Annotated in this window: 28 protein-coding genes and 1 pseudogene; 3 read left to right on the top strand and 26 right to left on the bottom strand. The window is 32.0% G+C overall.

Features of this window, described 5'->3' with window-relative positions:
* Nucleotides 1–28: 28 nt before the first annotated feature.
* The 4 genes from PGC35_RS20920 to PGC35_RS20905 form a co-directional block, all read right to left on the bottom strand.
* The gene (locus PGC35_RS20920) at nt 29–514 is read right to left on the bottom strand and encodes a MerR family transcriptional regulator (protein WP_375220545.1); all 486 of its coding nucleotides are present in this window, start codon (nt 512–514) and stop codon (nt 29–31) included.
* A 386-nt stretch (nt 515–900) separates the two neighbouring features.
* Nucleotides 901–1,407: an NUDIX domain-containing protein gene (locus PGC35_RS20915; protein WP_375220544.1), complete on the bottom strand. Its 507-nt coding sequence runs from the start codon at nt 1,405–1,407 to the stop codon at nt 901–903.
* A 323-nt stretch (nt 1,408–1,730) separates the two neighbouring features.
* Nucleotides 1,731–2,204, bottom strand: a complete 474-nt coding sequence (locus PGC35_RS20910) for a GNAT family N-acetyltransferase (protein WP_375220543.1) — start codon at nt 2,202–2,204, stop codon at nt 1,731–1,733.
* Between the two features lie 316 nt (nt 2,205–2,520).
* Nucleotides 2,521–2,967, bottom strand: a complete 447-nt coding sequence (locus PGC35_RS20905) for a YybH family protein (RefSeq protein ID WP_375220542.1) — start codon at nt 2,965–2,967, stop codon at nt 2,521–2,523.
* 341 nt (nt 2,968–3,308) lie between these two features.
* On the opposite strand from PGC35_RS20905, the gene PGC35_RS20900 reads away from it, so the two are divergent.
* A complete protein-coding gene (locus PGC35_RS20900; protein WP_375220571.1) occupies nt 3,309–3,686 on the top strand; it encodes an immunoglobulin-like domain-containing protein in 378 nt (125 codons plus the stop codon).
* Between the two features lie 231 nt (nt 3,687–3,917).
* Here the strand turns inward: PGC35_RS20900 and PGC35_RS20895 are convergent, their stop codons facing one another.
* The 7 genes from PGC35_RS20895 to PGC35_RS20865 form a co-directional block, all read right to left on the bottom strand.
* Entirely contained in the window at nt 3,918–4,751 is an 834-nt protein-coding gene (locus tag PGC35_RS20895; protein ID WP_375220541.1) for a sugar nucleotide-binding protein, read from the bottom strand.
* A 140-nt stretch (nt 4,752–4,891) separates the two neighbouring features.
* On the bottom strand, nt 4,892–5,020 hold the full coding sequence (locus PGC35_RS20890) for a DUF5316 family protein (protein ID WP_375220540.1): 129 nt from the start codon (nt 5,018–5,020) through the stop codon (nt 4,892–4,894).
* 307 nt (nt 5,021–5,327) lie between these two features.
* The gene (locus tag PGC35_RS20885; RefSeq protein WP_375220539.1) at nt 5,328–5,750 is read right to left on the bottom strand and encodes a DUF4362 domain-containing protein; all 423 of its coding nucleotides are present in this window, start codon (nt 5,748–5,750) and stop codon (nt 5,328–5,330) included.
* A 680-nt stretch (nt 5,751–6,430) separates the two neighbouring features.
* Nucleotides 6,431–8,143: a methyl-accepting chemotaxis protein gene (locus PGC35_RS20880; RefSeq protein WP_375220538.1), complete on the bottom strand. Its 1,713-nt coding sequence runs from the start codon at nt 8,141–8,143 to the stop codon at nt 6,431–6,433.
* Between the two features lie 108 nt (nt 8,144–8,251).
* On the bottom strand, nt 8,252–8,992 hold the full coding sequence (locus PGC35_RS20875; protein WP_375220570.1) for an EAL domain-containing protein: 741 nt from the start codon (nt 8,990–8,992) through the stop codon (nt 8,252–8,254).
* A 719-nt stretch (nt 8,993–9,711) separates the two neighbouring features.
* Nucleotides 9,712–10,461, bottom strand: a complete 750-nt coding sequence (locus PGC35_RS20870) for a hypothetical protein (RefSeq protein ID WP_375220537.1) — start codon at nt 10,459–10,461, stop codon at nt 9,712–9,714.
* 195 nt (nt 10,462–10,656) lie between these two features.
* The gene (locus PGC35_RS20865; protein ID WP_375220536.1) at nt 10,657–11,079 is read right to left on the bottom strand and encodes a hypothetical protein; all 423 of its coding nucleotides are present in this window, start codon (nt 11,077–11,079) and stop codon (nt 10,657–10,659) included.
* Nucleotides 11,080–11,295: 216 nt separating this feature from the next.
* On the opposite strand from PGC35_RS20865, the gene PGC35_RS20860 reads away from it, so the two are divergent.
* Nucleotides 11,296–12,108: a hypothetical protein gene (locus tag PGC35_RS20860; protein ID WP_375220535.1), complete on the top strand. Its 813-nt coding sequence runs from the start codon at nt 11,296–11,298 to the stop codon at nt 12,106–12,108.
* Nucleotides 12,109–12,308: 200 nt separating this feature from the next.
* Here PGC35_RS20860 and PGC35_RS20855 read toward each other — a convergent pair whose 3' ends face one another.
* From PGC35_RS20855 to PGC35_RS20785, 15 genes are all read right to left on the bottom strand, one after another.
* Nucleotides 12,309–12,782, bottom strand: coding sequence for a GNAT family N-acetyltransferase (locus tag PGC35_RS20855; RefSeq protein ID WP_375220534.1), 474 nt, complete (start codon nt 12,780–12,782; stop codon nt 12,309–12,311).
* Between the two features lie 159 nt (nt 12,783–12,941).
* Complete coding sequence (locus PGC35_RS20850; protein WP_375220533.1) at nt 12,942–13,253, bottom strand: hypothetical protein; 312 nt, start codon at nt 13,251–13,253, stop codon at nt 12,942–12,944.
* A 278-nt stretch (nt 13,254–13,531) separates the two neighbouring features.
* Nucleotides 13,532–13,807 carry a hypothetical protein gene (locus PGC35_RS20845; RefSeq protein WP_375220532.1) on the bottom strand — a complete coding sequence of 92 codons (276 nt, stop codon included), beginning with the start codon at nt 13,805–13,807 and terminating at the stop codon, nt 13,532–13,534.
* 163 nt (nt 13,808–13,970) lie between these two features.
* On the bottom strand, nt 13,971–14,261 hold the full coding sequence (locus PGC35_RS20840; RefSeq protein WP_375220531.1) for a hypothetical protein: 291 nt from the start codon (nt 14,259–14,261) through the stop codon (nt 13,971–13,973).
* A 172-nt stretch (nt 14,262–14,433) separates the two neighbouring features.
* Entirely contained in the window at nt 14,434–15,087 is a 654-nt protein-coding gene (locus tag PGC35_RS20835; protein ID WP_375220530.1) for a hypothetical protein, read from the bottom strand.
* 834 nt (nt 15,088–15,921) lie between these two features.
* Entirely contained in the window at nt 15,922–17,712 is a 1,791-nt protein-coding gene (locus PGC35_RS20830; protein WP_375220529.1) for a hypothetical protein, read from the bottom strand.
* A gap of 355 nt (nt 17,713–18,067) precedes the next feature.
* Complete coding sequence (locus PGC35_RS20825; RefSeq protein ID WP_375220528.1) at nt 18,068–18,871, bottom strand: hypothetical protein; 804 nt, start codon at nt 18,869–18,871, stop codon at nt 18,068–18,070.
* A 445-nt stretch (nt 18,872–19,316) separates the two neighbouring features.
* Entirely contained in the window at nt 19,317–20,366 is a 1,050-nt protein-coding gene (locus PGC35_RS20820; protein WP_375220527.1) for a PIN domain-containing protein, read from the bottom strand.
* A gap of 333 nt (nt 20,367–20,699) precedes the next feature.
* Entirely contained in the window at nt 20,700–21,152 is a 453-nt protein-coding gene (locus PGC35_RS20815) for a hypothetical protein (RefSeq protein ID WP_375220526.1), read from the bottom strand.
* A 74-nt stretch (nt 21,153–21,226) separates the two neighbouring features.
* Complete coding sequence (locus PGC35_RS20810; protein WP_375220525.1) at nt 21,227–21,463, bottom strand: ATP-dependent Lon protease; 237 nt, start codon at nt 21,461–21,463, stop codon at nt 21,227–21,229.
* 156 nt (nt 21,464–21,619) lie between these two features.
* Nucleotides 21,620–21,967, bottom strand: a complete 348-nt coding sequence (locus PGC35_RS20805; protein ID WP_375220524.1) for a hypothetical protein — start codon at nt 21,965–21,967, stop codon at nt 21,620–21,622.
* 397 nt (nt 21,968–22,364) lie between these two features.
* Nucleotides 22,365–23,108 carry a VanZ family protein gene (locus PGC35_RS20800; protein WP_375220523.1) on the bottom strand — a complete coding sequence of 248 codons (744 nt, stop codon included), beginning with the start codon at nt 23,106–23,108 and terminating at the stop codon, nt 22,365–22,367.
* A complete protein-coding gene (locus PGC35_RS20795) occupies nt 23,069–23,431 on the bottom strand; it encodes a PadR family transcriptional regulator (RefSeq protein WP_375220522.1) in 363 nt (120 codons plus the stop codon). Before PGC35_RS20795 ends, PGC35_RS20800 begins: the two co-directional genes overlap by 40 nt.
* A 193-nt stretch (nt 23,432–23,624) precedes the next feature.
* Complete coding sequence (locus PGC35_RS20790) at nt 23,625–23,837, bottom strand: DUF6366 family protein (RefSeq protein WP_056832194.1); 213 nt, start codon at nt 23,835–23,837, stop codon at nt 23,625–23,627.
* A gap of 121 nt (nt 23,838–23,958) precedes the next feature.
* A complete protein-coding gene (locus PGC35_RS20785) occupies nt 23,959–24,474 on the bottom strand; it encodes a hypothetical protein (protein WP_375220521.1) in 516 nt (171 codons plus the stop codon).
* A gap of 199 nt (nt 24,475–24,673) precedes the next feature.
* On the opposite strand from PGC35_RS20785, the pseudogene PGC35_RS20780 reads away from it, so the two are divergent.
* A pseudogene (locus PGC35_RS20780) lies at nt 24,674–25,167 on the top strand (SRPBCC family protein).
* Nucleotides 25,168–25,181: the final 14 nt, after the last annotated feature.

Raw genomic sequence — 25,181 nt, 5'->3', positions numbered from 1 at the left:
ATTTATTCCTCCCTTTAGGTGGTTCACTTTAATACTTGTCGAGAAAGTCGCCAAGCTTGTCGAAGTGGTGATTCATGCTTGATCGTCGTTCAGCAAAAAATTTTTCATGGCTCTTTTTCATCATGCTCAATAATTTTGCGAAATCCTCAACCGCCAAAGGCTCTTCCATTTCCATCAGACTAGATACATTTTGTAATTCTTTTAAAAGCTTCTGTTGAATTCTGATATGTTCCCTAAGTCGCTCGATTTGAAGCGATACAATTTCGCATGGATTGTAATTGTCATCATTTAGAATCGATTTAATCTCATCAAGTGATAAACCTAGTTCCTTTAATGCGAGTATTTGTTTTAGATGTGAAAGATCAGATTCGTTATATAACCTATATCCTGACTTAGAATATCCAGATGGAGAATACAAGCCAATTTGATCATAAAATCTCAGTGTTCGAACGGTTAAGCCTGTTAATTTGGCAAGTTCCCCAACTTGCCAATATTCCTTGCCTTTAATAATCATCCCCTCATTTCGCGCGAATATTAATTACCGGTGTCTTTACTATAAACAATTACGCAACGTAAGGGTCAAGGTAATACACAAAATTATTTTCAGAGAAATGTTTGAAAGGAATCCTAACTTTATCGGCGTCCCATACCTTATAGAATATCGATATTTTCTTAAGATTTTCACATACACCTGTTGAGTTTTGATATCTTAATCTTATTATCATTTCTGTTTATAAAAAGACTGATAATGCTCACCTTCGATTAAGATAGTCTTTGATGAGAAAGTACTCTCTTCTTTAACTAAACTGCTGCGTTAGTTGAATAAGAAAAAGAGCTGTCCTCGCAGCTCCCTGATTTTAAACTAAAGCACCCGTTAGTTGAATAAGGAAGTATTAGAAATTAATTAATATCACCTACATAAGTTTTAGCTTTTCCACTGTCAAAATAAGAAATTAAATGAGTTCTTAATGATTGAGGAAATAACTTATACTCTAACAACTCGTTAATTGGTAACCATTCTGTACCTATTTGCCCCTTGTCTGGACCTTCGCCATTAATAAATGTATCTTGATTAACATTACACAAAAACATAAACTCAGTTTGATGTGCATGAGAATGATAGGCAGCTAACTCATGGTTTTTTCCAATGTATTCTCGTACAAATAACAACTCTCCAATTTCAACTTCTGCACCTAACTCTTCTTTGCACTCCCTTTCTAAAGCTTGGTGAAGATTTTCACCATGTTTTTGACCACCACCAGGTAGAATATAATAAGTCCCACCATTTTCATGTATTTTTACGGCCAATACTTTCCCATCTTTAACTATCACTGCCTTAGCTGAATTTCTAATTCCCATTTTAAATACTTTAACGATAGCTTTTTTTGCCAAATTACTGATTCCCATCTAAATCACTCTCCGTCCATATTCCATTCCCAATATTCTATTGAACAAGTAAATCCTCTTAATCAATACTCTTCAAATTCAACAAAAGAGTGTACTTCTCCTTCTTCAACTAAACTGCTTCGTTAGTTCAATAAGAAAAAGAGCCGTCTAAGCAGCTCAACGATCTTCAAGTAAAGCACCCGTTAGTTTAAGTGAAAATCTTCACAATGTTTTTTATCATAACGAAATCTAATCCGTTGATGTGTAGGGGCATATCAAAAAGACGCCTTCTTACTAAAGAAAAGCGCCTTATAAAGTAATTAACATTAAACTTCTAGATTTCTTTATTTGAGGGTGAGAATAAACTCCTCCACCTCTTCTCCACGTGCATTAGAATACCCACTGTCCTCACCAGTAATCACGAATCCACATTTCTCTAAAACCTTAAGAGATCCGGCATTATCTTTCGCAGCACGAGCATAAAGAGGACGAATTGTAATGTGTTTTAGAAATTCCCTTAAAGCTTTGGTTGCTATTCCTTTGCCCCAATATTCCTTTCCAATCCAATAGCTAACTTCTGGTTCTCCGAACTGCTCAAAACGTGAAATATGCCCAACCACATTATTTTCGATAATGATCGTCTGCTTCATAATATCCTTATCCGTAAGAATTTTGTTCCAGTGTGTAGTGAAGCTATCCCAATCACTGGGGTCTATGCTCGTAAAGGCAGCCATATAGTTCGCTTCACGGTTCTGTTGGTGCTTAAAAAAAATAGGAAGGTCATCCTCAATCACATTTCGAAGAATAATGTTACTCATCATACTCCCCCTTTGTCGTTTACTTGATTTTAACAAACGCACGTTCCTATCGCAAATAATTTTCGGAATATTCAGTCCGATTTATGAACTAAAATATTCCCTGTTTAAACACTTTGATTTTGCACTAATAATTCTTTTCCTTATTCCGTTAAATGGCCCGATTGTTGAATAAAAGCTAATGACTATTGTTCAACTAACCTGCTTCGTTAGTTCAATAAGAAAAAATGCTTTACTCCTTCTTGAAGTAAAGCACCCGTTAGCTTAATAAGAATAAAGGAATTGCAGCAGCGATCCCTTTATCTTCAATCAAAGTAATTTATTTTAACTTCAAGTTAAAAATTCCCTTACCAGTTTCCATATTTATAGGGAATGATGAATGTTCATGAGCTATGACCCAAGATTCATTCACTTTTTTTAATCCATATGTAACCCGATTTGTCATTTGACGAAGTTTCTCACCAGATTCTTCTTTGTGAGCAGCAAATGTTACAGCACAATGTACAAATGCGAGATATGAATTTTCTTCAACTACTAGGTCATTAAAATCAACTTTAAGTAAAACACCATCCTCCCTCAATCCATTAAACCACCCTTGCACACTTTCCTTCCATGAAGAAATCCCCGTGCTCTCCCAGTTCCCCCAGCAATCATAAATATGCGTTTCGGAAGCATACATGGATAAGAATTTTTCAACATCTTTTTCGTAAACTGCTGTTTTGTAATTTTCAAGTACGTCTTGAACTTTGAAAAAAACCTCCGTCATTAAGTGCATCCCCTTTACTAATTTCAGAAATGTAAGAATATTACTATAGATGAATTCTATACTCAAACATTTTTTCCTTCTTCAACTAACCTGCTGCGTTAGTTTAAGTGTAACATTTCACATTGGACATAAAAATAGACCATCGAAATGATGGTCTTGTTTCACTAAAGCACCCGTTAGTTCAATATCCCACTGTAACTTCAAAGAATAAGTACCGTCTAATTCATAGAGGTGTGTTTAAAATGAAAAAGCTGTACTTATCTTTGTTATTTATGATAAACGTTGTTATATTAGCAGCATGACAACCAAATCAGTCATTAACCGAAGCTAAATCTCAAGAGATAAATAGAGAGAGTAACGGCATAGTATTGGAGGTGGAAAAACACCAATTTCATACCCCTGAAGAAAATGAAATCAATATAATTATTCAGAATACTTCCAATCAAGAATTTACTTATGGTACTTATTTTAAAATTAAACAAAACATAGATAGTATTTGGTATGAATTCCCCTTTAAGAATGGCGTGGGTTTTAATGATATAGGTCTTACCTTAAAACCATATGAGTCAAAAAAAGAATCATATTCCCTTGATCTTTTTGAAGAAGCACTTTCTCTAGGCAAATATCGTGTATTAATATCGTTTATTGACTCAAGTAAACCATATTCTGAAGAAAACAAAATTACCTTAGCAGTTCCATTTGAATTGACAAAAAAATAAAGAATTCTTCTGTTCCTTGGTTAAGGATAATTGCTTAGAAATTAGGAGGTTCCCTTCTTCAACTAAACTGCTTCGTTAGTTTAAGTGTAACATTACACAAAGGATTTCTGAGATCAACTTGACGTTTTGGATAAATAAATAGACCATCGAAAATGATGGTCTTGTTTAACTAAAGCACCCGGTAGATGAATAACAATCACCTTGTCCTTTCAATCTCAGAAAAAACAATAATTAGTCAACTGTGCGAAAATTGGTTTTAAGCAATTGGTGAGCTTTTTGTGTATTTAGAGACGTATCAAAAGATAGATAAGGGGCATCTTCTTTAGATCTTATAGTTGGGCGGAGAAGACTATTATTCCATCCAAGTTGTTCCAATCTCTTTTTAAAAAACGTATAGTAGCTTTCTTTATGTATGGGTCCAGCATGCAAAATTCCATTAAATTTTATATTAGTCAATTCAATAATCGTACTTGATAAATCATTAACATTTACAAAAGTTCTATACACATTTGTCCATGCATCAAATGACTGATTCTCTTTTATTTTCTCGATTATTTGTATGGTTCGTTTTTCAATACCTTGATCCCCATTATTACCATATAGTGGGCCAGTACGAAGTATCACGTGATTTGGATGTTTATTGAGAATTAGGTTTTCTCCAGTATATTTACCGTTCACATAATCAGCTAGGGCTGCTTTCTTAGGCAAGGTACCAATTGGGTCCGTTTCATTGTAACCACCAATTCCTTCAACAAAAACTGCATCCGTTGATAGAAATATAAGTTTTGCTGCACTCTCTATTTCTGATAATAAATTTTCGAGCCCTAAATTAATTAATTTGGTTTCTTCTTCAAAACTCATAAGTGACCATATAACTACTTCTGGATTTATTTTTCTAATGGCACTTCTTATTGATTGTTTGTTTGTAACATCTACTTGCATAATATTAGAGTTCTCATGTTGAAAACGTGAGGTACCAAACACTGTTAGATTTTTGTTCTCTGTAGCCAGTTGGAATAAATTCGAGCCCAAAAAGCCAGTTGCTCCTAAAATAAGTATTCTCATATAACCTTCCTTTTTTAGTTTATTTTATTATGTATTCGCCACAACTTTATTGTCTTCCTTGTTCAACTAAACTGCTGCGTTAGTTCAATAAGAAAAAAAGAGTTGCCTAAGCAACCCAGAATCTTCAACTAAAGCACCCGTTAGTTCAATAGAAAGTAAAACAAAATTGCTACTGCAAAACTTGGAATTGCAATCAAAGCTGAACGAAAACTAACATTATTCCTTTGATTTCTATCCTTGACTGATTCAGTTGCTAAGTTAGCCCTCATTCTATCTCCACTTACTAAAACACCCGAAAAAACGAAGGATATCACAATAAAAATAAACCAATTCCACCTGTAATCGTAGTAACCATGTCAATATTCCATATCACAATAGATACTAAGACACCTACTAGAGATAGAATAATTCCAAGTAATAAGTATTTCAAATTATCCCCCCTCATATTTACTACGACTGTGTATGAAAAAGGTTTCTGTTATTTAAGTAAACTGTTTCGTTAGTTCAATAAGTTCAACAAAAAGAAGCGTTAATCATCTTAGAACAATGATTTATAGGTATTAAATAATTTGGAAATTACTGTTCCCATTCATTGTTATGCTCTGCTAACACATATTCTCCTACTTCATCGGTACATTGAACTAGAATATATTTACTAACCATATCCTTTGTTTCGATTGAAATACTTGGGCAACTAAATTCTTCAATAAATTTACTCCACAGAAGTTTTCTATCCAGTGTACGAGTAAAATCAATATTGTTATCTTTAAATTCCAATGTCGTAACAATTCTTTCTCCTTCTTCTCCAAAAACTATAAAATCAATTTCATCATCTTTTCCAGCGTTTACATTCTCCACAAATTTATTAAGGCGTTCTACATTTTCAACATGATTAAAACCTTGTTTTTCCACAATCTCATCATTACTATTTGATTGACATGCCGTAAGAAAAAAAGTAAAAAGTATTAAACTCATAATCATACAATGTATATCTTTCAACCTCCACTTCACTTAGATAATATAAATATAATCTATTATTATATTTCCTCTTGGAGCTAATAATGCCATACCGGAAACAACTACTTATTAAACTAACCTGCCCCGTAAGTTTAAGTGTAACATTTCACAATGCATATCTGAGTTCAACTTAATGTTTTGGACTTAAAAATAGGCCATCGAAATGATGGCCATATTTTACTAAAGCACCCGTTAGTGAAAATCAATTTTATACTCTAATTCAAATTGAATAATTCCGAAATGATTTCAGCACTTCTTGGAGAAAACATAAATATTGATAACGAAATACATAATAACCCTAATAACGTCATTATTTAAGTTAAGCGAGGGGTGAGAGTATGGGCTTTTGGTATTTCTTAATATTATTCGCGGGATTACTTTTAGTTGTTAAGGGGCTACTTGGCAAAAAAAAATTTAGCTTGGTATTTGTTGTTCACCATAAGTTCTTCCTCTTTGATTTAATAAAACGAATTCGATTTTAAAAAGTCCATTCTTGCTTATTGAAGTAAACTGCCCCTTTAGTTCAATAAGAAACAAGGCATTACTCCTCCTGGAAGTAAAGAACCTGATATCTCACGAATGACATTTCTAAATATTCTGAAGATTAATTTGAAAAAATAAAACCGTCTGACTTCTATCAATCTTAAGTCAGACGGTGTATTTTATAATCTAAACTTACTTACAAGTTCCTGGAGATTCATCGCCATTTCCGATAGATTGTTAGATGCTGACGAAATTTCCTCCATGGATGCTAATTGCTCCTCCGTAGCTGCTGCTACAGATTGAGAGTGCATGGATGCATCTCTTGCCACAGAAACGCTACTCGTTACATTTGCAGTAACTTCTTGTGCACTTGCAGACATTTGTTCAGCCGTCGCAGCCATATCATCAATTTGCATACCCATTTTATCCATGGAATCTAAGATGACTGTAAAACTTTCTTCTGTTTTTCCAATGATAATAAGTCCTTCTTTAACATCCGTTTTAACTTGATTAATAGAATCATTCGAACGAGACATATCGACTTGAATTTCATTGATTAACTGAGAAATTTGCGTAGAAGATTGTTGAGATTGTTCAGCTAACTTACGAACCTCGTCGGCAACTACAGCAAATCCTTTCCCATGTTCGCCCGCTCTTGCGGCTTCAATTGCTGCATTTAAAGCTAAAAGGTTGGTTTGATTGGCGATTTCAGTAATAACCTTTGTGATTTCGCCAATTTCCTGGGAACGTTTATCTAAGGACCTAATCGCTTCGCTACTCGCATTTACCGATTGATTGATAGCTTGAATTTGTTGTACAGTCTTTCCAACAAATTCACCTCCCATTTTCGCTTGAGCACTTGCATGTGAGCCAGCTTCAGTAATAGTATTCGAATTTTCGGCAATGTTTTGAATACCTAGCGTCACTTCTTCTAAACCTGTTGAACTTTCTTCTAGGCTAACTGAAGCAGTCTCTGCCCCCTCAGCTATACCTTGAATTACATTTGTAATTTCTTCTGTTGCTCTGCTTGTTTGTTCAGCACTTGCAGTTAGCTCTTCTGATGAAGCGGCTACCTGTTGAGATGTATTCGTTACGTCTTGCATCAGCTTACGTAAGCTTTCTACCATTACATTCATTGATTTGGCTAGAACTCCTACCTCGTCCTTACTATCAATATCCGTTGTTTGTGTTAAATCACCATTCGCAACTTGCTCTACTAAAGTAACGACCTTTTTTAATGGTCTTGAAATCATTTGAGCAATTACATAACCTAATCCAATACTGAATAGAATAGAAATAACAAGAATAGTAATCGTAATAGTTTTGCTAGTTGCATATAAAGCATTCGCTTCATTATTAGACTTTTCGGCAAGTTCAACGTTTAAAGTTATTAACTCAGCAAGAATACCTTGTACTTTGTCTCCTGACACTTTAAAGTCTGGAGCCATTTTCAAATATCCGTCAACATCATTAACATAAGCTAATTTCTTAGCTTGGTCTAGATAACCATAGTAATCATCTAAAGCAGGTTTTAATTCATCAAGAAGTTTCTGTTCTGTTGGTAATACATAAGTGTTTTCATACTTTTTTACATGCTCGTCGATTTCAGAAACAATTTCTTCTAATTTTTTCTCTTGCTCTTTCTTTTGCTCATGCGTTTTCATCACGAAAACCATGTCACGAATATTTACTCGGATACGTTGATAGTCTGTCTCAGCACTCGATATATCTGTTATTGGTACAATCCGTTCATCAAACATAAATTGAAGTTGCTCATTTAATTTACCTAAATTTGTAAACCCGTATATCCCTACTACACCTAAAACAATACTCATTAAAATAAATGCTGTAATCAATTTGACCGAAGTCTTTAAGTTTAAAAAGAAATTCACTATTTTACCCTCTATCCTAATTATTTTCATTCCTAAAACTTTAAGTTTTTGCAACACTAAATTTACCATTATCCCTTTACAAAAAATGTAGGGAAAACAAATAAAATTTTAGCTCGTTACTGTTAGCGTATGGACAAACCTTTCTTCCATTATCCGAAAAGGCTTTGAAATGTAATAGCCTTGAAAGTAAGGCACCCCTAGTTCTTTTGCAATTAATAAATCTACTTCGGTTTCAATACCTTCTAAGACTAACTCAACGTTTTCATCTGTATAATCCAACATAAGAGATATTAGTTGTTGTTTTTCTTTTGAGTGCGCTAAGTCTTTTGAATATGTATGATCTAATTTCACAAAATGAGGGACAAACTTCTCCATTCTTTCAAATGTGGTCCTTCTAATTGGTATATCGTCTAATGCAATTCGTATACCCACTGATTTGATATACACGAGACGTTCAAAAAAGAGTGGAAGATTTAACAGAGAATCTTCTTTCTTATCTTCATTAATTTCGAATACGACACGTTCCTTTATGTGAGGATACCTCGATATTAAGTTCTGGATAAATTTCATGAATTTGGGATGAATGATTGTGGAAGGGAAAACGTTCACAAACAAAAAATATTTATCTACGTAAGAGATTGGAAACTCTCTTATCGCATTGTTCATACAAAGTGTGTCTAATTCATATAAAATACCCCGATTTCGTGCATCTTGGATAATAGTTAACGGATCTATTCTTTGATTACTTCGCATAAGTGCTTCAAAGGCAAAGGTTTCATCTTGTAAATTGGTCAGTGGTTGGTATTCACAATACAATAATTTTTCTACAATTAGTTTCTTGGTATTCATATTCACTAATATTTCCTTTCTATATCAACAATGCTTGTTGTTTGGGAAATAACTCGGTTATGATGATGATATCTTGCACTTGTTGACGTTCGTTACCCTTTTTCTCTTTTGTTTTAATCATACACCTCTTATCCTCAAATTAAGTGAGGTCGGAAAGAGTTTTTAATCTCTGACAATATGATCCAAGGGATTGCAGCAATAAAATGGACAATAATATCTGATAATTCTTCTTTCAATTTGGGTAATTCCAAACCTCTTTCATCTATAATCCTTTTCTTTTTAATTGAATTACTTTATTTCCATTCACCCACTCAACAAAAAATAAAACACATTACCTATTTACTAGTATTTATTTAAAAATAGGTATAATTATGCATAACATAATTATAATACTACAAATACATTTCATATTGTGAATTTTTTATATAACATTATGAACAATGTGTGACGAATTTGTTGGGCGTGTTAATTAGATATGGTTTTACGAATAAACATTTATTTTCCCCTGTCATCAATGCTCATTCGACTAATTAATATTACTTGCATCTCTCCAATAAAAAAACCTCGCCAAATGCAAGGTTTTTTTGAATCATTGTTCTACAGAAACAAGTATATTATTTTGTTACTCTTAAAATCCCTAATCTTCAACTAACCTGCCGCTTTAGTTCAATAAGAAAAAAGAGTTGCCTAGCAACCCATGATCTTTATTAAAGCACCCGTTAGTTGAGTAAGGAATTTAATTCAAAGTACTCCGTTAATGGCACTTTCCTACCTTCTTTATGCCATCTATGATATTTATCAAATACCATCTTCACATCATTATTTGCACGAACTTCTACTAAATACTTTACAGAAAGATAACTTCGCCAATAGTCAAACATAATACTGGATAAGCTACCTTGATATGAACTGCTGCCAAAGTCTTCTAATGAGTGATTTCCATATTTGTCCTTGAAAGCTTCAATTAACTCGGCTTCTGCATTTGTTATTTCATTGAATTCCTTCTCACTTAATAATATCTTTCGAGGTAGATAAAAACACATTCCTTCCTCGAACCATATACTATCTTCTCTTTCATCTTCAAATTCATCTAAAAATAAATCAGAATGGTGAGTAAGTTCGTGAGCTAATATGATAAATATCTGATTTTCAGAGTAGCTTTCATAAAATTTTTGTACATTAGGAAGTGCTTTTCCCTCTAATTGTCTTACTAGAAGTTTCCGCCAAGTTTCTATATCTGGTGACATATAAATTAAATCTTTATTAGTGTAGGCTGGTATAGGTATATCGGAAAAAACCTTAGTTGCTAATTCTTCGGTAGTCCATAAAATACCTTTTGGTAGTTCTGTAAGAGAATAATGATTTTCGAGTATTTTTTGGTACTCATTCAGCTTCTTACCAAATCTATGAATAATATCTTGATACTTCTCATATTCCTCTTTCTTTTCAAAAGCATATATTTGTTTCATTAAGTTTATCTTCCCTTCGTTTAAAAACATTTCCTTCTTCAACTAACCTGCCCCGTTAGTTTAAGTGTAACATTTCACAATGGATTTCAGAGATCTACTTGAAGTTTTAAATAAAAAAATAGACCATCGAAATGATGGTCATGTTTAACTAAAGCACCCGTTAGTTGAAGAACCTCCGAATTACTCTTATCATAATTAAGTCTCTTGTTTTTTCCTGAAATATATTCTTAAAATCTCGTCCATACCCCAGCCAATTAATGAGATAAGTGTTGATGCAACTAAGAAATATGAGTCAAACGCATTGAAATTTGTAAAAATAAACCTTGAATCAAGAATCAAAATCAATAAGACTACAAAGCTGGTGCCAACAAATAAATGAACAATTAATGAAAAGAATACTCGTTTATTGCCATCAAAACGATTGTTCATCTTAGCCGAGAGAATTGATATAGGAATCCCAAATAAAAGAATAACAGGAATTGCATATATACTAGTAAAGGCAATTAACGCAGGTAACTCCCATATTGTACTCCTTTCTATAAGCATAAAAAACAACCCAATAATAGGTTCAGATATTATAGCTGTGCAAATAAATGCCAATATTTTTCTCTTAAACACTAAATCCCCCCCTTATTAAGATTATTATTCAAATGGATCGCCGAAATCTACTTGATGTTTTGGACGTAAAAATAGACCATCAAAGTGATGGTCATGTTTAACTAAAGCACCCGTTAGTTTAAGTACATTATTTCACAATCTTTTTGAGTGAGTAAATAATTAATATATTATACCGATATATTGATTGAGTAATATATTGGAGGTAAATGGATACATATGAAGAAAGTTTTTTTATCTGCATTAATAATCCCGGTATTATTTTTATCAACTGTTACAATAACGGAAGCATCAACTAAATTAATGTGGGGGAAAACCGAGTTAGTTAAAGGACAAATTGGTAAGGTGACAGTGTTGAATACAACTCAAATCTATCAAAATAACAATGAAGGCATATTCAAACAAAGCACTAGATCTCTGAGAAAAGGTGAGGAATTTAGAGTCTATAGCTATAAAGGTCAAGATGGTGGTCTTTATGGACTTGGTGGCGGTTTATTCGTGAAGAAATCAACTGTTGTTAAATATGAAACCCCATCTAAAAGCAAACTTGCATTGTTAGAGAATAATCCACTTGCTTCGAGTCCAGAGAATGGCAAAAAATATTCTGATGGTTGGGTAGCTCCAGTATTAAGATCTAAATGGAGTTCTGACTATGCCCAAAACTATAAAACACTTCAAAACGAACTTGGATTTGTCGACGGTGGTAGAAGTTACACTATTGCTGGTCAAATGGGAGCTATTCAAGTTATCTATCAAGCTCCTGACGCTCCTTATGAAGTTGGTATCAGATTTACTATGTGGGATGGAGACGCAAATGGTCAAATGCCACAAGCCTATCGTATTCCGATTGTCGCAAAAGAAGTCTTCAAATTGTATTTTGAAGGAGATGGTACTCGTGTTTGGAATTATTTAAACGATGGAGTCAAAAAAGGCAGTGATATTCCTGAAGACTTTACTGCTGGTGGCAGAAGTGTCCACTCTAGAGTATCCACTAATTCGGGTGTTCTCTACCTTGAAGTAGGTCACAAATAACAATTGTTTCATTTGTTAGTTAAAGCTAAGAGTATTTTTCTCTTAGCTTTTTTGTATGCAATAATGTAAAACCTTATTAAACTAAACTGCCCCGTTAGTTCAATAAGAAAAAGCTACCCTTACAAGCAGCCACTTGTTTAACTAAAGCACCCGTTAGTTGAATAACCCAAATTTTACAAACACCAATAATTTTTATATACCTACAATATTTTCTTTAATATTAATTCATCATTTAATGGAATTCCTTCATTTCCTATTAAAGGTATTGAAGGTTTTAAATTTCGTGCTTTATTTACACCATTAGGAATAACAGTTGTAATTCTGTAACCTCTTTTTTGATAAAATTTTAAAGCATTCAAATTATCATTTGTTGTTACTAAACTGACTACTTGTAGTTTTTTCTGCTTTGCAATGTTTTCTATTTTTTTCATTAAGGAGGTGCCTATGCCCTTTCCTTCTTGGAGACTATCTAATGAAATAACCTCAATTTCATCATCTTTAATGACATAAGTAACCAAACCAATAATCTGATTATTTTCCTCAAAAATCAAACCGTTTAATGTATCGCATTGATAAATACCAGTTGAAATTACCATTTCAGGACTTCCCCAATTTGCCTTAAAAAAGGAAACAATTTTTTCTCTATTTTCTATCGTTATCTCTTTAATACTCAATTGTATTACCCCATTTCTCCCAATCATTTATTTAAGATTATTTATATAATATTATAAAATATTTAAACAAATTATTTCATTACTTCTTCTACTAAACTGCCCCGTTAGTTCAATAAGGCCAATCAGACCTTTGATTGTATTTAGGTTCTTCTTTATATATCATTTAATTTCCTTAGATGATGCGTCTCTTTCAAATTTCTTTGTTTTTATAAATGAATTCAAATCTCTAAAAAAGACATAATACGATAGCAATACCACCGCTATCATTGGATATGCAATGGTAGGGTATTCATCAAATATATAATCTCGCTGAGCAATGATAAAATATTGTGCCATTATTAATAAAATTAAAATATGAATTACTGAAATCAATTGTTTATGTTTTCTGAAAAACAATATAGATACTAAATATACTACATTTACGAGAACAAAAGCCCACAAAACATCGATAGCAAATAATTCACTTTCCACTATGAACACACCCCTAATAAAATAATGACCCCTTGTTAAAGGATACCCCGTAACCTATAAAACACCTTTAAATTTTCTTTATTGAATTAAACTGCCCCGTTAGTTTAAGTGTAACATTTCACAATGTATCTACTATATCTACTTGATGTTTTAGACGTAAAAACAGACCATCGAAATGATGGTCTTGTTTAACTAAAGCGCCCGTTACTTTAAGTACAATATTTCACAATATCTCTAATTAGGTCTCTCGTTTTGTACTTTTACGAGTAAGTTAAGCATTATCTGTTATCGGATTTCAACTTATCAATATATTCTTTTCCTTCTAACAGTGAAAGACCTAAAGTTTCTCTTGCTTCTTTAATTGCTTTTACGTCCTCACCCTCTTTTATTAGTTTACGAAGTTCATCATTTATTGGATTTTCAGGCAGTCCCAATTGTTTGGTTAATTGGTCTAAGGTATATTGCATTCTTTTTATGCGACCTTTTAATTTATCCACCTTAGCCGATAAATCTATTATTATAAGAAAAGATATGATTATAAGAATGTATTCCATTTACTATTAAACCCCCAAACTTTATTTGTTCCCTATACATTTCGTACGAATAAAAAGAATAAAGGTTTCACTATTAAACAATACTGCCGCTTTAGTTCAATAAGAAAAAAGGCTTAACTCATTCTTGAAGTAAAGCACCCGTTAGTTGAAGAAGAAACTTCAATTATTGAGTGTTTATTATGCCTTTTTTCCCAGCAACATATATTGCAGCTATTGCAGTAAATATTGCAGCTAAAGCAGTAATTATACTAGCAACAAAAAATCCATATGCATATGTCGGTATGCTTTGCGTTGGTACTCGGTCATTTATTTCAAAAACTAAAAAATACACTCCAATTCCATCTCCATCAACATCTTCTGCTCCAATAGACCTTAAATCCATTCCTTTGCTAAACAATAAAATAGTAACGACTATAAGAAAAACAAAAATACTCCACCGATAAATAGTTTTCAAATCAATCTCTCCTCTTTCACTTATTTAACAATTTACATAAATTATCTAATTCAACACCATTACCAAAGTTCCTTCATCTTGTACTAACCTGCTGCGTTAGTTCAATAAGAAAAAAGGCTTTACTCCTTCTTGAAGTAAAGCACCCGTTAGCTTAAGAAACTTAATAAAATACTTAATTCTTTTTTATAGTAATCTCCGAGATATCTAATCCCAATCTTTTCTTTAATTCTTCTGTAATGGAGAATGAAATAGTCGCCCCTTTTTCCACATTGACAAATTTGTGATGTACTCCAGTAACAACTGTCCCATCAGTGTAATATGTTTCAGAAGGATTAGAGTTAAATTTTAAATGGTCATTATAATTGTCACTGATTTTTCCTCGAATAAAAATGTCATCTGATAAAACAACATAAGCTGGTTGACTTTGTATCAAAGAAATTTCAATTATGTTTTTCTGTACCTCTACTATACCGTTTTTCGGTACAGCTAATCCATTTACTTCTAACTCATAATCCCATAACTTTTTCGCTAGGTCTTCCAATTGAGCTTCACTATAATCACTAATAAGTTCATCAATCAATTGATTATAATAATCGGCTTCCTCTTTCGTATAGTTTAAATCAGTTTTAATACTAGACAATGTATCTTGAAGTTCCTCATTCTTCTTTTCTAGTTCCTTTATTTGAATTTCTTGCTCTTCAATAAGTTGTTTCATATCGTTTTTTTCATCCAATTTACCACTGTTTTCCACTGTTTTATTTATACACCCTGATAACAAAAGAATAATACTAAAAGTTGTTAATAATAAAGTCCTTTTTTTCCGCATTTAAATCCCCCAAATATTATATTAATCTTACCTATATGTTTATAATTTCTTCTTCAACTAAGCCGTTGTTAGTAAAAACTCAACCTATGTCAATAATTCTATTAAATTCGCAATAATCCCTTTTAAAGTTACTTAAACTAAACTGCCCCGTTAGTTTAAGTACATTCTTTCACAAACTTATTCTATTAGATATGGGGTAGCGGTCATAAAATCACTTTAGATAAATCAACCTTTACCTTTAATATATCCCTATTTATAAATATTAGTTTAACCCGTTTCTATGCACAACTAATTCGTTTAATAACAATAGTATTATGTACGACTTCGTTGTTCTTGCCCACGACACTTTTTATTTATAAATACCAATAGAAAATGAAAAAACTGGTTAGTTAATCTAACCAGTTTTTACGTCACGACTGAGTTGTATGCAAACAAAATGTGAATTATATTTATAAATGAGACAAAAAATTTTCAATTCATTAGGTTATTTTCTCTGATACAGAGACAAATTATATTTTATTTTGAGACAAGATCGCAATAATATAATTATTAATGAGATTTCCTTTGTCCATAACATCATCGATATATAATTCAACCTCTTAGGGTCTTGGACAAAATCGAGAGCAAGTTTTAGATTTTCCCCTTCTTCAACTAACCTGCTACTTTAGTTCAATAAGAAAAAGCTACCCATACAGGTAGTCACTTGTTCAACTAAAGTACACCGTTAGTTGAAAAAGACTTTCATAGTTGGTATTAAACTCAATCTACGTATTAGATATTTTAAAGAAAGAATAATAATAGATTCTTTCTTCTTTATATGTTAAGTAATAAATTTTATTCAATTTCAATCAGTTCCTTATATAATGTGTAGATTGGAAAACATTCGAAATCGGTTTTCATATCCGCGTCCATTTTATTGAAAAAATATTTTGCTTCCGCCTTATTACTAGCTAAAACATTACAGCAAGTTCGTATTACAAAATTATCTGTATTTGAAGGATTTTCTTTTAATTCAATAAGGTTATCCAACTGTTCATCTGTAAGCATTCCATTCTTGCGAAACAAAGTTTGCAGATAATTAATCGTAGCAATCTCTCTTTCTACTTCGTTATACTCGCCTTGAAGCATTTCAATGTAAATAGCTTCTACTAAATCAAGATAGTCCGTAATTTTATTTGTATCATAAGCATTAAGACACTTTAAGCAGAAATTATTAGTTATATTAAAAGTACCCTCTTTATAAATATGCACGTCTGGTTTAAAAGAATCCTTTACTAATTCTAATGAAACATTTGCTGCAGTTAATAAATCCCTTGGTTCTGCTAATAAAAATGGGCTTACATTGAACTTTTCAAATGTTTCATGAATTTCCAAAACAATATCCTTTTGTAAAAATCTTGTTCCAGCAACACTCATTATCTTTTCTTCTTCTTCTGGAGAATAGAATGTTAGAATGTGGTCCTTCCCTAAACGAATTACAAGTAGATTAGCTTCTGGTTTAGTAGGTAGTAAAACCTTTTCATAGTTTCTTTCTATAAATGCTCTATAAAGATTACTGGAGTAATCGACTAATGATTCATCAGTACCCTTTGATACATAGTCGTGTGGAATCCCTATTTTGCTATATAAATCCTTCAACTTTTCTACCCATTGAATTTCTTCTTCTAAATTTGCAAACTCTCCATCATGCAGTATTAAATCAGAAATCTGAATAGAGCCATCAAATAAGTTTATAGATTCCTCAGATATTATCTTTTCCAAGAGTTTTAGTGATTTCCAATAGGATTCTAATGAATAGTGTTTTAATACTTTAAAAGTAACAGAATCTATTTTGCGGTTAAATGTAATTCGAAAAGAGTGTTCAAATGTAATTTGGCTTATTTCACTTGATTCTGATAATTCATATTGGAATGGGATCTGCTCACCTTGAATATCTATATAGGTATCCCCTTTATGACTGATCTTTTCAAATTTAACAATACTGATTGGAAATTCAATATTCCCCCTCAATCCGTATAAATACATATCTTGATTAATAATATCGTACGGACCCTTATTGGGTTCAAAAGAAACTCTTGTAATTTTTAATTTTTCAAATTCATCTGCATTAAATGCATGTTTTTCGATATATTCTTTGGGTTGTCTATTTTTCTCCCTAAGAAAATTATTACAAATAAATTCTAGTGTTTTATTATCTTTTACATGAGATAAATAGATGGTAGCGGTGCCTTGATGTCCAAACTGACTTATAATTTGCTTTAAATCAAGTGGCAACAGAACTTTGGCAAAAACCACTACTTCTGCATTTCCATTGACTTCGCAAACAAAATAGATAACCCCACCCTCCGTATAGTAGTTCCTTAAATCGTCGATATCAGCAGAATATTTTGCTTGTAAAGGGGAGAATATTTCAACACCTTTTCCTTTCACTTGTACAGGAATTCTTCCAATTAACGATGCTTTCGACAAAGAATCATCTTTATAAACTGCGATATGACCGTCAAATGAAACCCCTTTGTCTCCTGTTGGAATAGAAGTTTCCAAAGTTGAACCTGGTCTTGCTGCAAGTGTGGTTATTTTGTTTACAGATAAGATCTCAATAAGATTTGGATTTATTTTCGTCACTTCAATGGTCTCCTTCACCTTCATATTCCATTCTATTATAGTTTACCAATATGTATTGTAGCTTTGTAATAAAGTTTGAGCACAAACACCTTACAAACCCATAGGTCACGACAAACGGCAGACAGAAAAAAACGTATTCAAGAAAATAAATTTCTCGAATACGATTTGTATAATACTATTCTATATCGAACATTCTTTGAAACTAGTACAAATAACAACCAACTATAATGTCGATGGCTTTTCAGTAAGCAATAACTCTATATTAATAATTATTTATTTCGGAAACCGTATATTCAACTAAAGCACCCGTTACTTTAAGTATATTTATTCACAATCTTCATTTATCTTAAATAGCTTATAAACTGTAATAATGTAATTCTGGTTTATCAGGGAAGTCTGATTCTAATTTATTCTTTTGCTCATACAGTTTTGTTTTTATTTTTTCATTTTTCCTTTGTACTGGACTAAAGTGAAGTTCTATATCATCAGGTCCATCAAATCTTCCAAAGATTTTTCCATTCTGTACTAGTTGAAAGCAATCTTCATAAATTTCATTTGTTTTGTCTTCGTATTTTAAAAACACATATAATTCCGGAGAATTAATTGTTCCATCATAAGAAATAATATTCAAATTAAGGTAATAAGAGGGTATAGTACATTCTAAGTTATTTGTAGTGTGTAGAGCATATGTTTTTCTATATGAAACTATATTTGGTCTGGCCTTTTCTTTGCCAAATTCGTTATTTAAAAATGAATAATATTTATTCCAACCATCATCTGGCAAATAAATAAAAGTTGTTACACTTATATTGTAGCAGATATTATTTGATAAATTTTTAATATAGTAAGTATGATCAGGATTTATTATGGTATTACCTTTTGATTTATTATTATCTCTTTGAGTGTATTTTATAGGTGGAATATCAAAAATTAAGTCTGGTTTGATACTTAGTTTAAATTGTTTGCTTTGTAGTTGCTGTGATTGTTTAGTGATTTCGTTTGCTTTTTTTGCATTTGATACTGATTTCCAAGTAATTACTAATAGTATTATTGAAGATAGAAAAGTTAAAAATTCTCCAAGAGAGATAGGCTCAATTTCAATAAAGTAATTAAACAATTCTAAAAAATAACCAACCCCAGTTGTAATAAAATTATTCATATATTTCCCCTGCCTCCTAATGTTAAATATTATAAATCTAGCCTTAAATCCCCTTTAGTTATATTCTACATTAATTATCAAACTTCCGTTGTGGTTTCTTATTGAACAAAACTGCCCGTTACTTCAATAAAAAAATGCGTCTCCACTTATTGTAGAAACGCACCCTTTAGCATAACAACGTATATGAATAGAAAATGAAATAAAAAAAGAGACTCTCATTGAAAGGAGATAAAAAACGTAAACAATTAAATACTTGCATTGTGTTCATTACTATCCTTTTTAATGACACCGATATATAAGCAACCACTAGCACAAATATCAAAAATCCGTTACTGTTGACTGTTTCATTTCAATATGACAAGTCTCCGCTACCTTCAAATAAAGTCAGCCTCAAAGGGACTCTCTATTGGACCCAAGAATTTTTCATGTTGCTTATCTAGGATACTTATAGAAATTCTATTTCTTTCTCTACATAGTCAGACATTTCTCCTTCATTAAGAGAATATGTTATATCTCCTCGTAGATATATATCTGTACTGCTGCTTTCCGACAGCATCCCGTCTCCAGAATCACCTCTTTCGAAAGATGGGTCTATCGTTTCTATACTAAAACTAACACTTAACTCTACGCCAAATGAGATTAATAATTCATTCTCTTCGATATCAAAAGTAACTTCAAGTATCTCGAAGTCCATCTCATCAATGTAACCGTCGGTACCCCATCCGCTAAAGTATTCTCCTTCAAACTCTGAATTCATTAGGAGATCATGGATTGTATAATCTAAAGAAGAATTTCCATCGAAAAAGGTCCTTAATTCCCTTTCCAACAGTTCTTTATCATATTCATAATTATCGATGAAGTAATCATGTAAGTTATCTTCTTCGTGTTCAAGAAATGCACCAACTGAATTGTAAAAAAGCAGTCCGCAAATATCGTCTTCTATATCACTGTGTATTTTATTTTTGCTCTTATCAGCAAAATCTGTAGTATTGTTTGAAATGAAGACTACAGTCTCCGGATCTTCATCTTTACAATATTCAACAATACTTTCCCAAATGATTGCATCTTGAAAGGATATTTTACTTTCACCGAAAGGTTTAATTCCGTTAAAGTATTTCTCTGATATTTGAGCAGTAACATGTTCTCCAGTTGGATAACCAACTATTTGTATATTATTATTTTCAATCGTCTCATCTAGAAATTGCTTATAATTCTCAACATATTTTTCTGCCCTTAGTTTCTCCATATCAAACAATTCGCCAATTCCTAATTCTTCCATTCTTTTGCTTACACTATTTTTAACCTGTCTCAATTCTTTTATTGCTGGTCTGACGTTATCTCTATACTTTTTTAAGATTTCATTATAGTTAAATTCAGTAATGCAAAGTTTAACTGGTTCATGATTAGTGAACTTCAGTAATTTTTTAATAGCGCTACTTTTAAAGAAAAAATCATTATGCACAACATTAGTATCTATAAAGATCAAGTAACTCATTTGCCTCTCCTTTTATCGTATTTTATTACTAATATTCGACAAAAAAGGATATATACCTTTTAAAGTTATATTAAAAGTAGTAACTTAAGATTAAGATCCTATTTCATCACTTAATCCCTTCTACTGCAAAATAAAAAAGCCAATAGAAAACACTGACTGTGAATATGATTCCTTCTTAAACTAAACTGCCACGTTAGTTTAAGTGTAACATTTCACAATGGATTTCTGAGATCTACTTAAAGTTTTTAATAAAAAAATAGACCATCGCAATGATGGTCTTGTTTAACTAAAGCACCCGTTAGTTTAAGTGTACCAATTCACAAACTATAAATTTTACATTAAAGTTGGGTCAGCACCAAACCAAGTTTGGATATCATTTTCTTCTGTCAATGGTTGAATCCAACAAACACCAAAATAAAATTTTCTATCCGAAGTAGTGTGATTTGTTACATATTGAATTCCGTTACTTAAATAACCCCCACCATAATCAATATATTTTGCCTCATCTGTGAATTCTCCTTCTACCCCAATTGTGAGTTTTATATCATTTCTATAATAAGAAACCGCTTCAAGCGATTCTCCACTCTCAATTTCTCCCTTAACATCTAGCGAAGGTATACAACATTTAATTTCTTGATTCTTCATTTCACTTTTATATTCATATTGAATTAAATACCTACCATTTACATCTCGACAATGCAATTCAAAATCCAATTTTATCGCAGTAAATCCCACTTCTTCATCATTAACAAATAATTTAATAGCACCTAAAGGAGTTATTAGCATTTAATCACCCACTTATTAATAAGATAAAAGGCTATACTCCTTCTTGAAGTAAAGCACCCGTTAGTTGAAAAACGTCATACATTAATTTTCTGTTCTTTTTCGACTCTCTCTTTTATATATCTTTTGTACGCCTCTTTCACCCTGACATTGCTATTGGATGGTACTACTTGTTTATGAATCTCATTAATTAAAATAAATGATCTGAAAATGACTCCGACAATAATTGCACATAAGATATACATTCCAATAGAACCGAAGATAACCAAGATACCTAAAAGTCCAGCTAATAGAATGGATAACAATAACTTCACAAAACTCCCCCTAAATCTGCCTATTTGTATTTCACAAAGAGCCATCTAGCAGCTCAACTATCTTTAAGTAAAGCACCCGTTAGTTGAGTAAGCCGTTTATTAATTGCCTTTACCCTTAAAATCCAGACTTACCTTACTTACCACTCATGAATCCATTTATTTAAGTTCTAATACGACTTTTTCCGTTTTACCATCCCAGGAAAATTCCGCTACAATAACTTCATCTTCCGCTACCCTTGCTCCATGTTGAATGTTCCCTTCTTCGAGCATGCCCCTCCCTTTAAAACTAGCACCAGTCACTGTTTGTTCGCTCTTAGCTATCCTAGTGGAGACTATGTAATCAAATGTTTCAGGGGGTTCCCCTTCACCGATATAGTCAATAATGTAGCTGGCTGTTTGAGAATCCCCATTATCCACTACTTTATATTTCACTAACCAATGGTCACTTACTCCTTCAAAGTGCAACGCACTAACGCCGATAACAGCACAACCAGCGAGTAGCATGAACAAGAAACCAGCGCAATCTTTTTCACCATTTTACCCACATCCGTTCATTTAAATTTTATACTTAACGAACTGACTATAAGTAATAACTTGATGCAAATTCTTTCATTGTAATCAAATATTCCCCTAATTTGTATTGCCATCTTTAACACTTCTTTTTTTACAAAACTGCCTATTTACTTAAATACGTTTGAAAAGAAAAGTGATTCCAATTTAAATAAATTTTCCATTTGAAAATATCAATAATCCATTTTTTCTTATTGAACTAACCTACACCATTAGTTAAATAAGGAAAAGGCTTTACTCCTTTCTTGAAGTAAAGCACCCGTTAGTTGAATAAGATGGATAGAAAATTTGACTGATACATTTATAAGATAAATACAATTATGTTTACTTATCAACTTCTAAATAATCTTGGTGTTTGGACTTTATTCTGAAATTCAAAAATTAATTTTATGAATAAGAATCCTACTATGCTTCCTATGCCGTTTAAAATCAGATCATCTATATCGAATTGACCTATTTGTAAAAGAAATTGTAGTGCCTCTATTGTGAAACTAACAATAATTGAAAAAGCGATTGTTTTGGAGAATGAAGTGTACCTTTTAAATAAAATAGGAAGAAATATTCCTAAAGGTATGAAAATAAGGATGTTCCCTAACGTGTTACTAATTACAATATCTAAATTAAACCTGTCATGATTAATTATATAATGGAATATGTTCTTGAATGATATTAAATTGGCGTTTGTTTTCCAAGCATCGATATTAAAAGTAAAGAAGCTTGCTTGCACTTCATTGGAATTGAAATATCGATATGAAGTGAAAAGTATTCTTTGGAAGATTAACTTCCAAAGTACTACAAAAGAGAACAGAGAAAATATAATCCAGTTACTAATCTTGAATAATTTGTAATATGGAGATATAGATTCTTTATAACCATTCCTTAACTGCTTTTCATCTCCAAAACATTCTAAGGCTTTATTTATAGCTTTTTCTTCTGTGAAACCTTGTTCTATAAACTCTTGTTTTAGCAGTTTTAAGTGATCACTTATCTCTTCGGCAATCTCTTTTTTCTCTGTTTTATCACAGTCTAAGTCTTTTACGATTTGAACAATATAGGATTCGAATTTTTTATCCAAGCTAAACCCTCCGAAGTGATTTTTATTAAATCATTTACCTTTTTCCATTCACCAAGTTTTCTATTTAGTTCCTTCCTACCGCTCTCCAGAATTCGATAGTATTTTCTTCTTCCCCCTAATTCAGCATCTTCCCAATAAGATTGTATCCACTCATTTTTCTCTAATCGCTTTAAAGCAGGGTAGAGTGTTCCCTCGCTCATGTTATACAGTTCATTACTATTCTCTTTTAGACTTTTGACAATTCCATACCCGTACATATCCTTTTTAGATAATAGGGAAAGAATTAGGATATCAATACTGCCTTTCATTATTTCTTTATCCATAGAAATCTCCTTTTTGGAAAATTATTTTATAATTCCATCGTATTACATAGTGCATCGAATAACAAGGGTTCATTAAGTCTCATTTTACAAAAATCCTGATTTATGTGTTATACGTTATATAGTAAAAAAGGATAGATGAACAGGGTAACCTCCCCCTGTTCATCTATCCTTTTTTAGCTAAAGCACCCTTTAGTTAAAAAAATAGTTTAAATAAAACATATCCAACTATTAAAACAACAATTAATATTACTGTCCCTTTCCAACCCATACCACCTGTTAAATCAGTTAAATTTCCATTTTCACCTCGACTAAATCCATCTCTTAATGCACCACCAGGATTTTTTTTAAGTTCTTGTTGTCTTAATCTTTCTCTTTTTTCTTTTGGAGTTTCTTGTCTATTATTCAAACCAAACACCCCCTATGATTACTGTATTCTCTAATTTCTATTGGTTTACCTTCTTCAACTAAACGCACCCGTTAGTTTAAGTACATTCCTTCACAATCTCTTCAAATAATTATTAATTCCTTTAATCTTCTTTGGGATATCTAATTTTCTCAATCATTACTAAGACAATTTTGTTTTCCTTGAATCCGATTTCTAAATTAATCATATTTTCTTTATCAAAATATCCAATTGTATCTAATCCACTTTCAACTCTTTCATAAAAGTTTTCTCCATATGCTTGAATTACATTTTCTTTTGTATCGCCCACTGTAATTCCTTTTGCAGTTTGATAATTATTGTTGAAGTAATAGCGATTCACTTTATCTTCAATAATCCCAAACTCGATTCCATCATAAGTCAGATATTTTGATGTGGGGTTTGTGACATCACTAACTTCAGCTGGTTTACCAAAAGTCCCTATAACATCGTTTTCAGTTGAGTTTAATGTAATTGAATTTACATTTTCTTCTGAGAGGTTACTACTCTCCGTACTATTATAGAATTCCGTTTTGCTCTTATCGAAGGGGTCACACCCCATTAAAAATAAAAGCATAAATAGACTAAAAATTAGTGTTCCGAATTTCATTTTACTCTTCAATATAAAACTCCACCTTAATCAACATTTTACAATATTTAACGAAAACGGTTCGTAAAGGTTCGAAATTACACATAATCCTTCCTTCAACTAACCTGCTGCGTTAGTTGAAAAAGTTCAAAATATTTCAGAATATTCTTTAACTGATATTTGATTAATGATACAGTATTAAATGTAAAATATATCTAAAGGGGAGATTATTTTGAAAACCACTTCTAATGAAAATGCTGTTACTAATGAAGTTACAATTAATGCAGCTTTAAATTTGGTTTGGTATGCGTGGACAATATCTGAACGAGTTTCAGAATGGTTCGCTCCTGAATCGGTAGTAGAAGCTAAAGAAGGGGGGGCCTATGAACTATATTTCGTTCCAGGTAATAAAACTAGCTGAATACTAAAGGTTGCAAGATTATTAAACTTGTTGATGAAAAAGAGCTACTGTTCACTTGGAAGGGACCAGACCAGTTTAAAGATATAATGAATAATGAAAATGAACTAACAATAGTAAAAGTAAGTTTTGAATCAGTTAATGAAAACTCTACAAAAGTCTGTGTACACCATACAGGATTTAAGGATGATGAATGTTGGACAGATGCATTTCAATGGCATCAAATGGCTTGGTCTGGCGTTCTTAGTAGCTTAAAGTCTGTTCTTGAAAAAGGCGAAGGTAATTTATGTTGTCAACCTGTAAAATAAGCCTTACAAAACCG

The sequence above is a fragment of the Psychrobacillus sp. PGGUH221 genome (assembly GCF_042055255.1).
Taxonomy (GTDB): Bacteria; Bacillota; Bacilli; order Bacillales_A; family Planococcaceae; genus Psychrobacillus.
The sequence above is the reverse complement of the archived record's forward strand: the minus strand, read 5'-3'. Positions and strand labels throughout refer to the sequence as shown.

Coding starts and splice junctions, on each gene's coding strand:
- PGC35_RS20910 (WP_375220543.1), bottom strand. CDS start 2,204: ATGAGTAACATTATTCTTCGAAATGTGATTGAGGATGACCTTCCTATT.
- PGC35_RS20870 (WP_375220537.1), bottom strand. CDS start 10,461: ATGAAACAAATATATGCTTTTGAAAAGAAAGAGGAATATGAGAAGTAT.
- PGC35_RS20890 (WP_375220540.1), bottom strand. CDS start 5,020: ATGAGGGCTAACTTAGCAACTGAATCAGTCAAGGATAGAAATCAAAGG.
- PGC35_RS20915 (WP_375220544.1), bottom strand. CDS start 1,407: ATGGGAATCAGTAATTTGGCAAAAAAAGCTATCGTTAAAGTATTTAAA.
- PGC35_RS20835 (WP_375220530.1), bottom strand. CDS start 15,087: ATGCGGAAAAAAAGGACTTTATTATTAACAACTTTTAGTATTATTCTT.
- PGC35_RS20795 (WP_375220522.1), bottom strand. CDS start 23,431: ATGGATAAAGAAATAATGAAAGGCAGTATTGATATCCTAATTCTTTCC.
- PGC35_RS20845 (WP_375220532.1), bottom strand. CDS start 13,807: ATGGAATACATTCTTATAATCATATCTTTTCTTATAATAATAGATTTA.
- PGC35_RS20820 (WP_375220527.1), bottom strand. CDS start 20,366: ATGAGTTACTTGATCTTTATAGATACTAATGTTGTGCATAATGATTTT.
- PGC35_RS20860 (WP_375220535.1), top strand. CDS start 11,296: ATGAAGAAAGTTTTTTTATCTGCATTAATAATCCCGGTATTATTTTTA.
- PGC35_RS20825 (WP_375220528.1), bottom strand. CDS start 18,871: ATGAATAATTTTATTACAACTGGGGTTGGTTATTTTTTAGAATTGTTT.
- PGC35_RS20920 (WP_375220545.1), bottom strand. CDS start 514: ATGATTATTAAAGGCAAGGAATATTGGCAAGTTGGGGAACTTGCCAAA.
- PGC35_RS20875 (WP_375220570.1), bottom strand. CDS start 8,992: ATGAATACCAAGAAACTAATTGTAGAAAAATTATTGTATTGTGAATAC.
- PGC35_RS20805 (WP_375220524.1), bottom strand. CDS start 21,967: ATGCTACTCGCTGGTTGTGCTGTTATCGGCGTTAGTGCGTTGCACTTT.
- PGC35_RS20905 (WP_375220542.1), bottom strand. CDS start 2,967: ATGACGGAGGTTTTTTTCAAAGTTCAAGACGTACTTGAAAATTACAAA.
- PGC35_RS20895 (WP_375220541.1), bottom strand. CDS start 4,751: ATGAGAATACTTATTTTAGGAGCAACTGGCTTTTTGGGCTCGAATTTA.
- PGC35_RS20815 (WP_375220526.1), bottom strand. CDS start 21,152: ATGCTAATAACTCCTTTAGGTGCTATTAAATTATTTGTTAATGATGAA.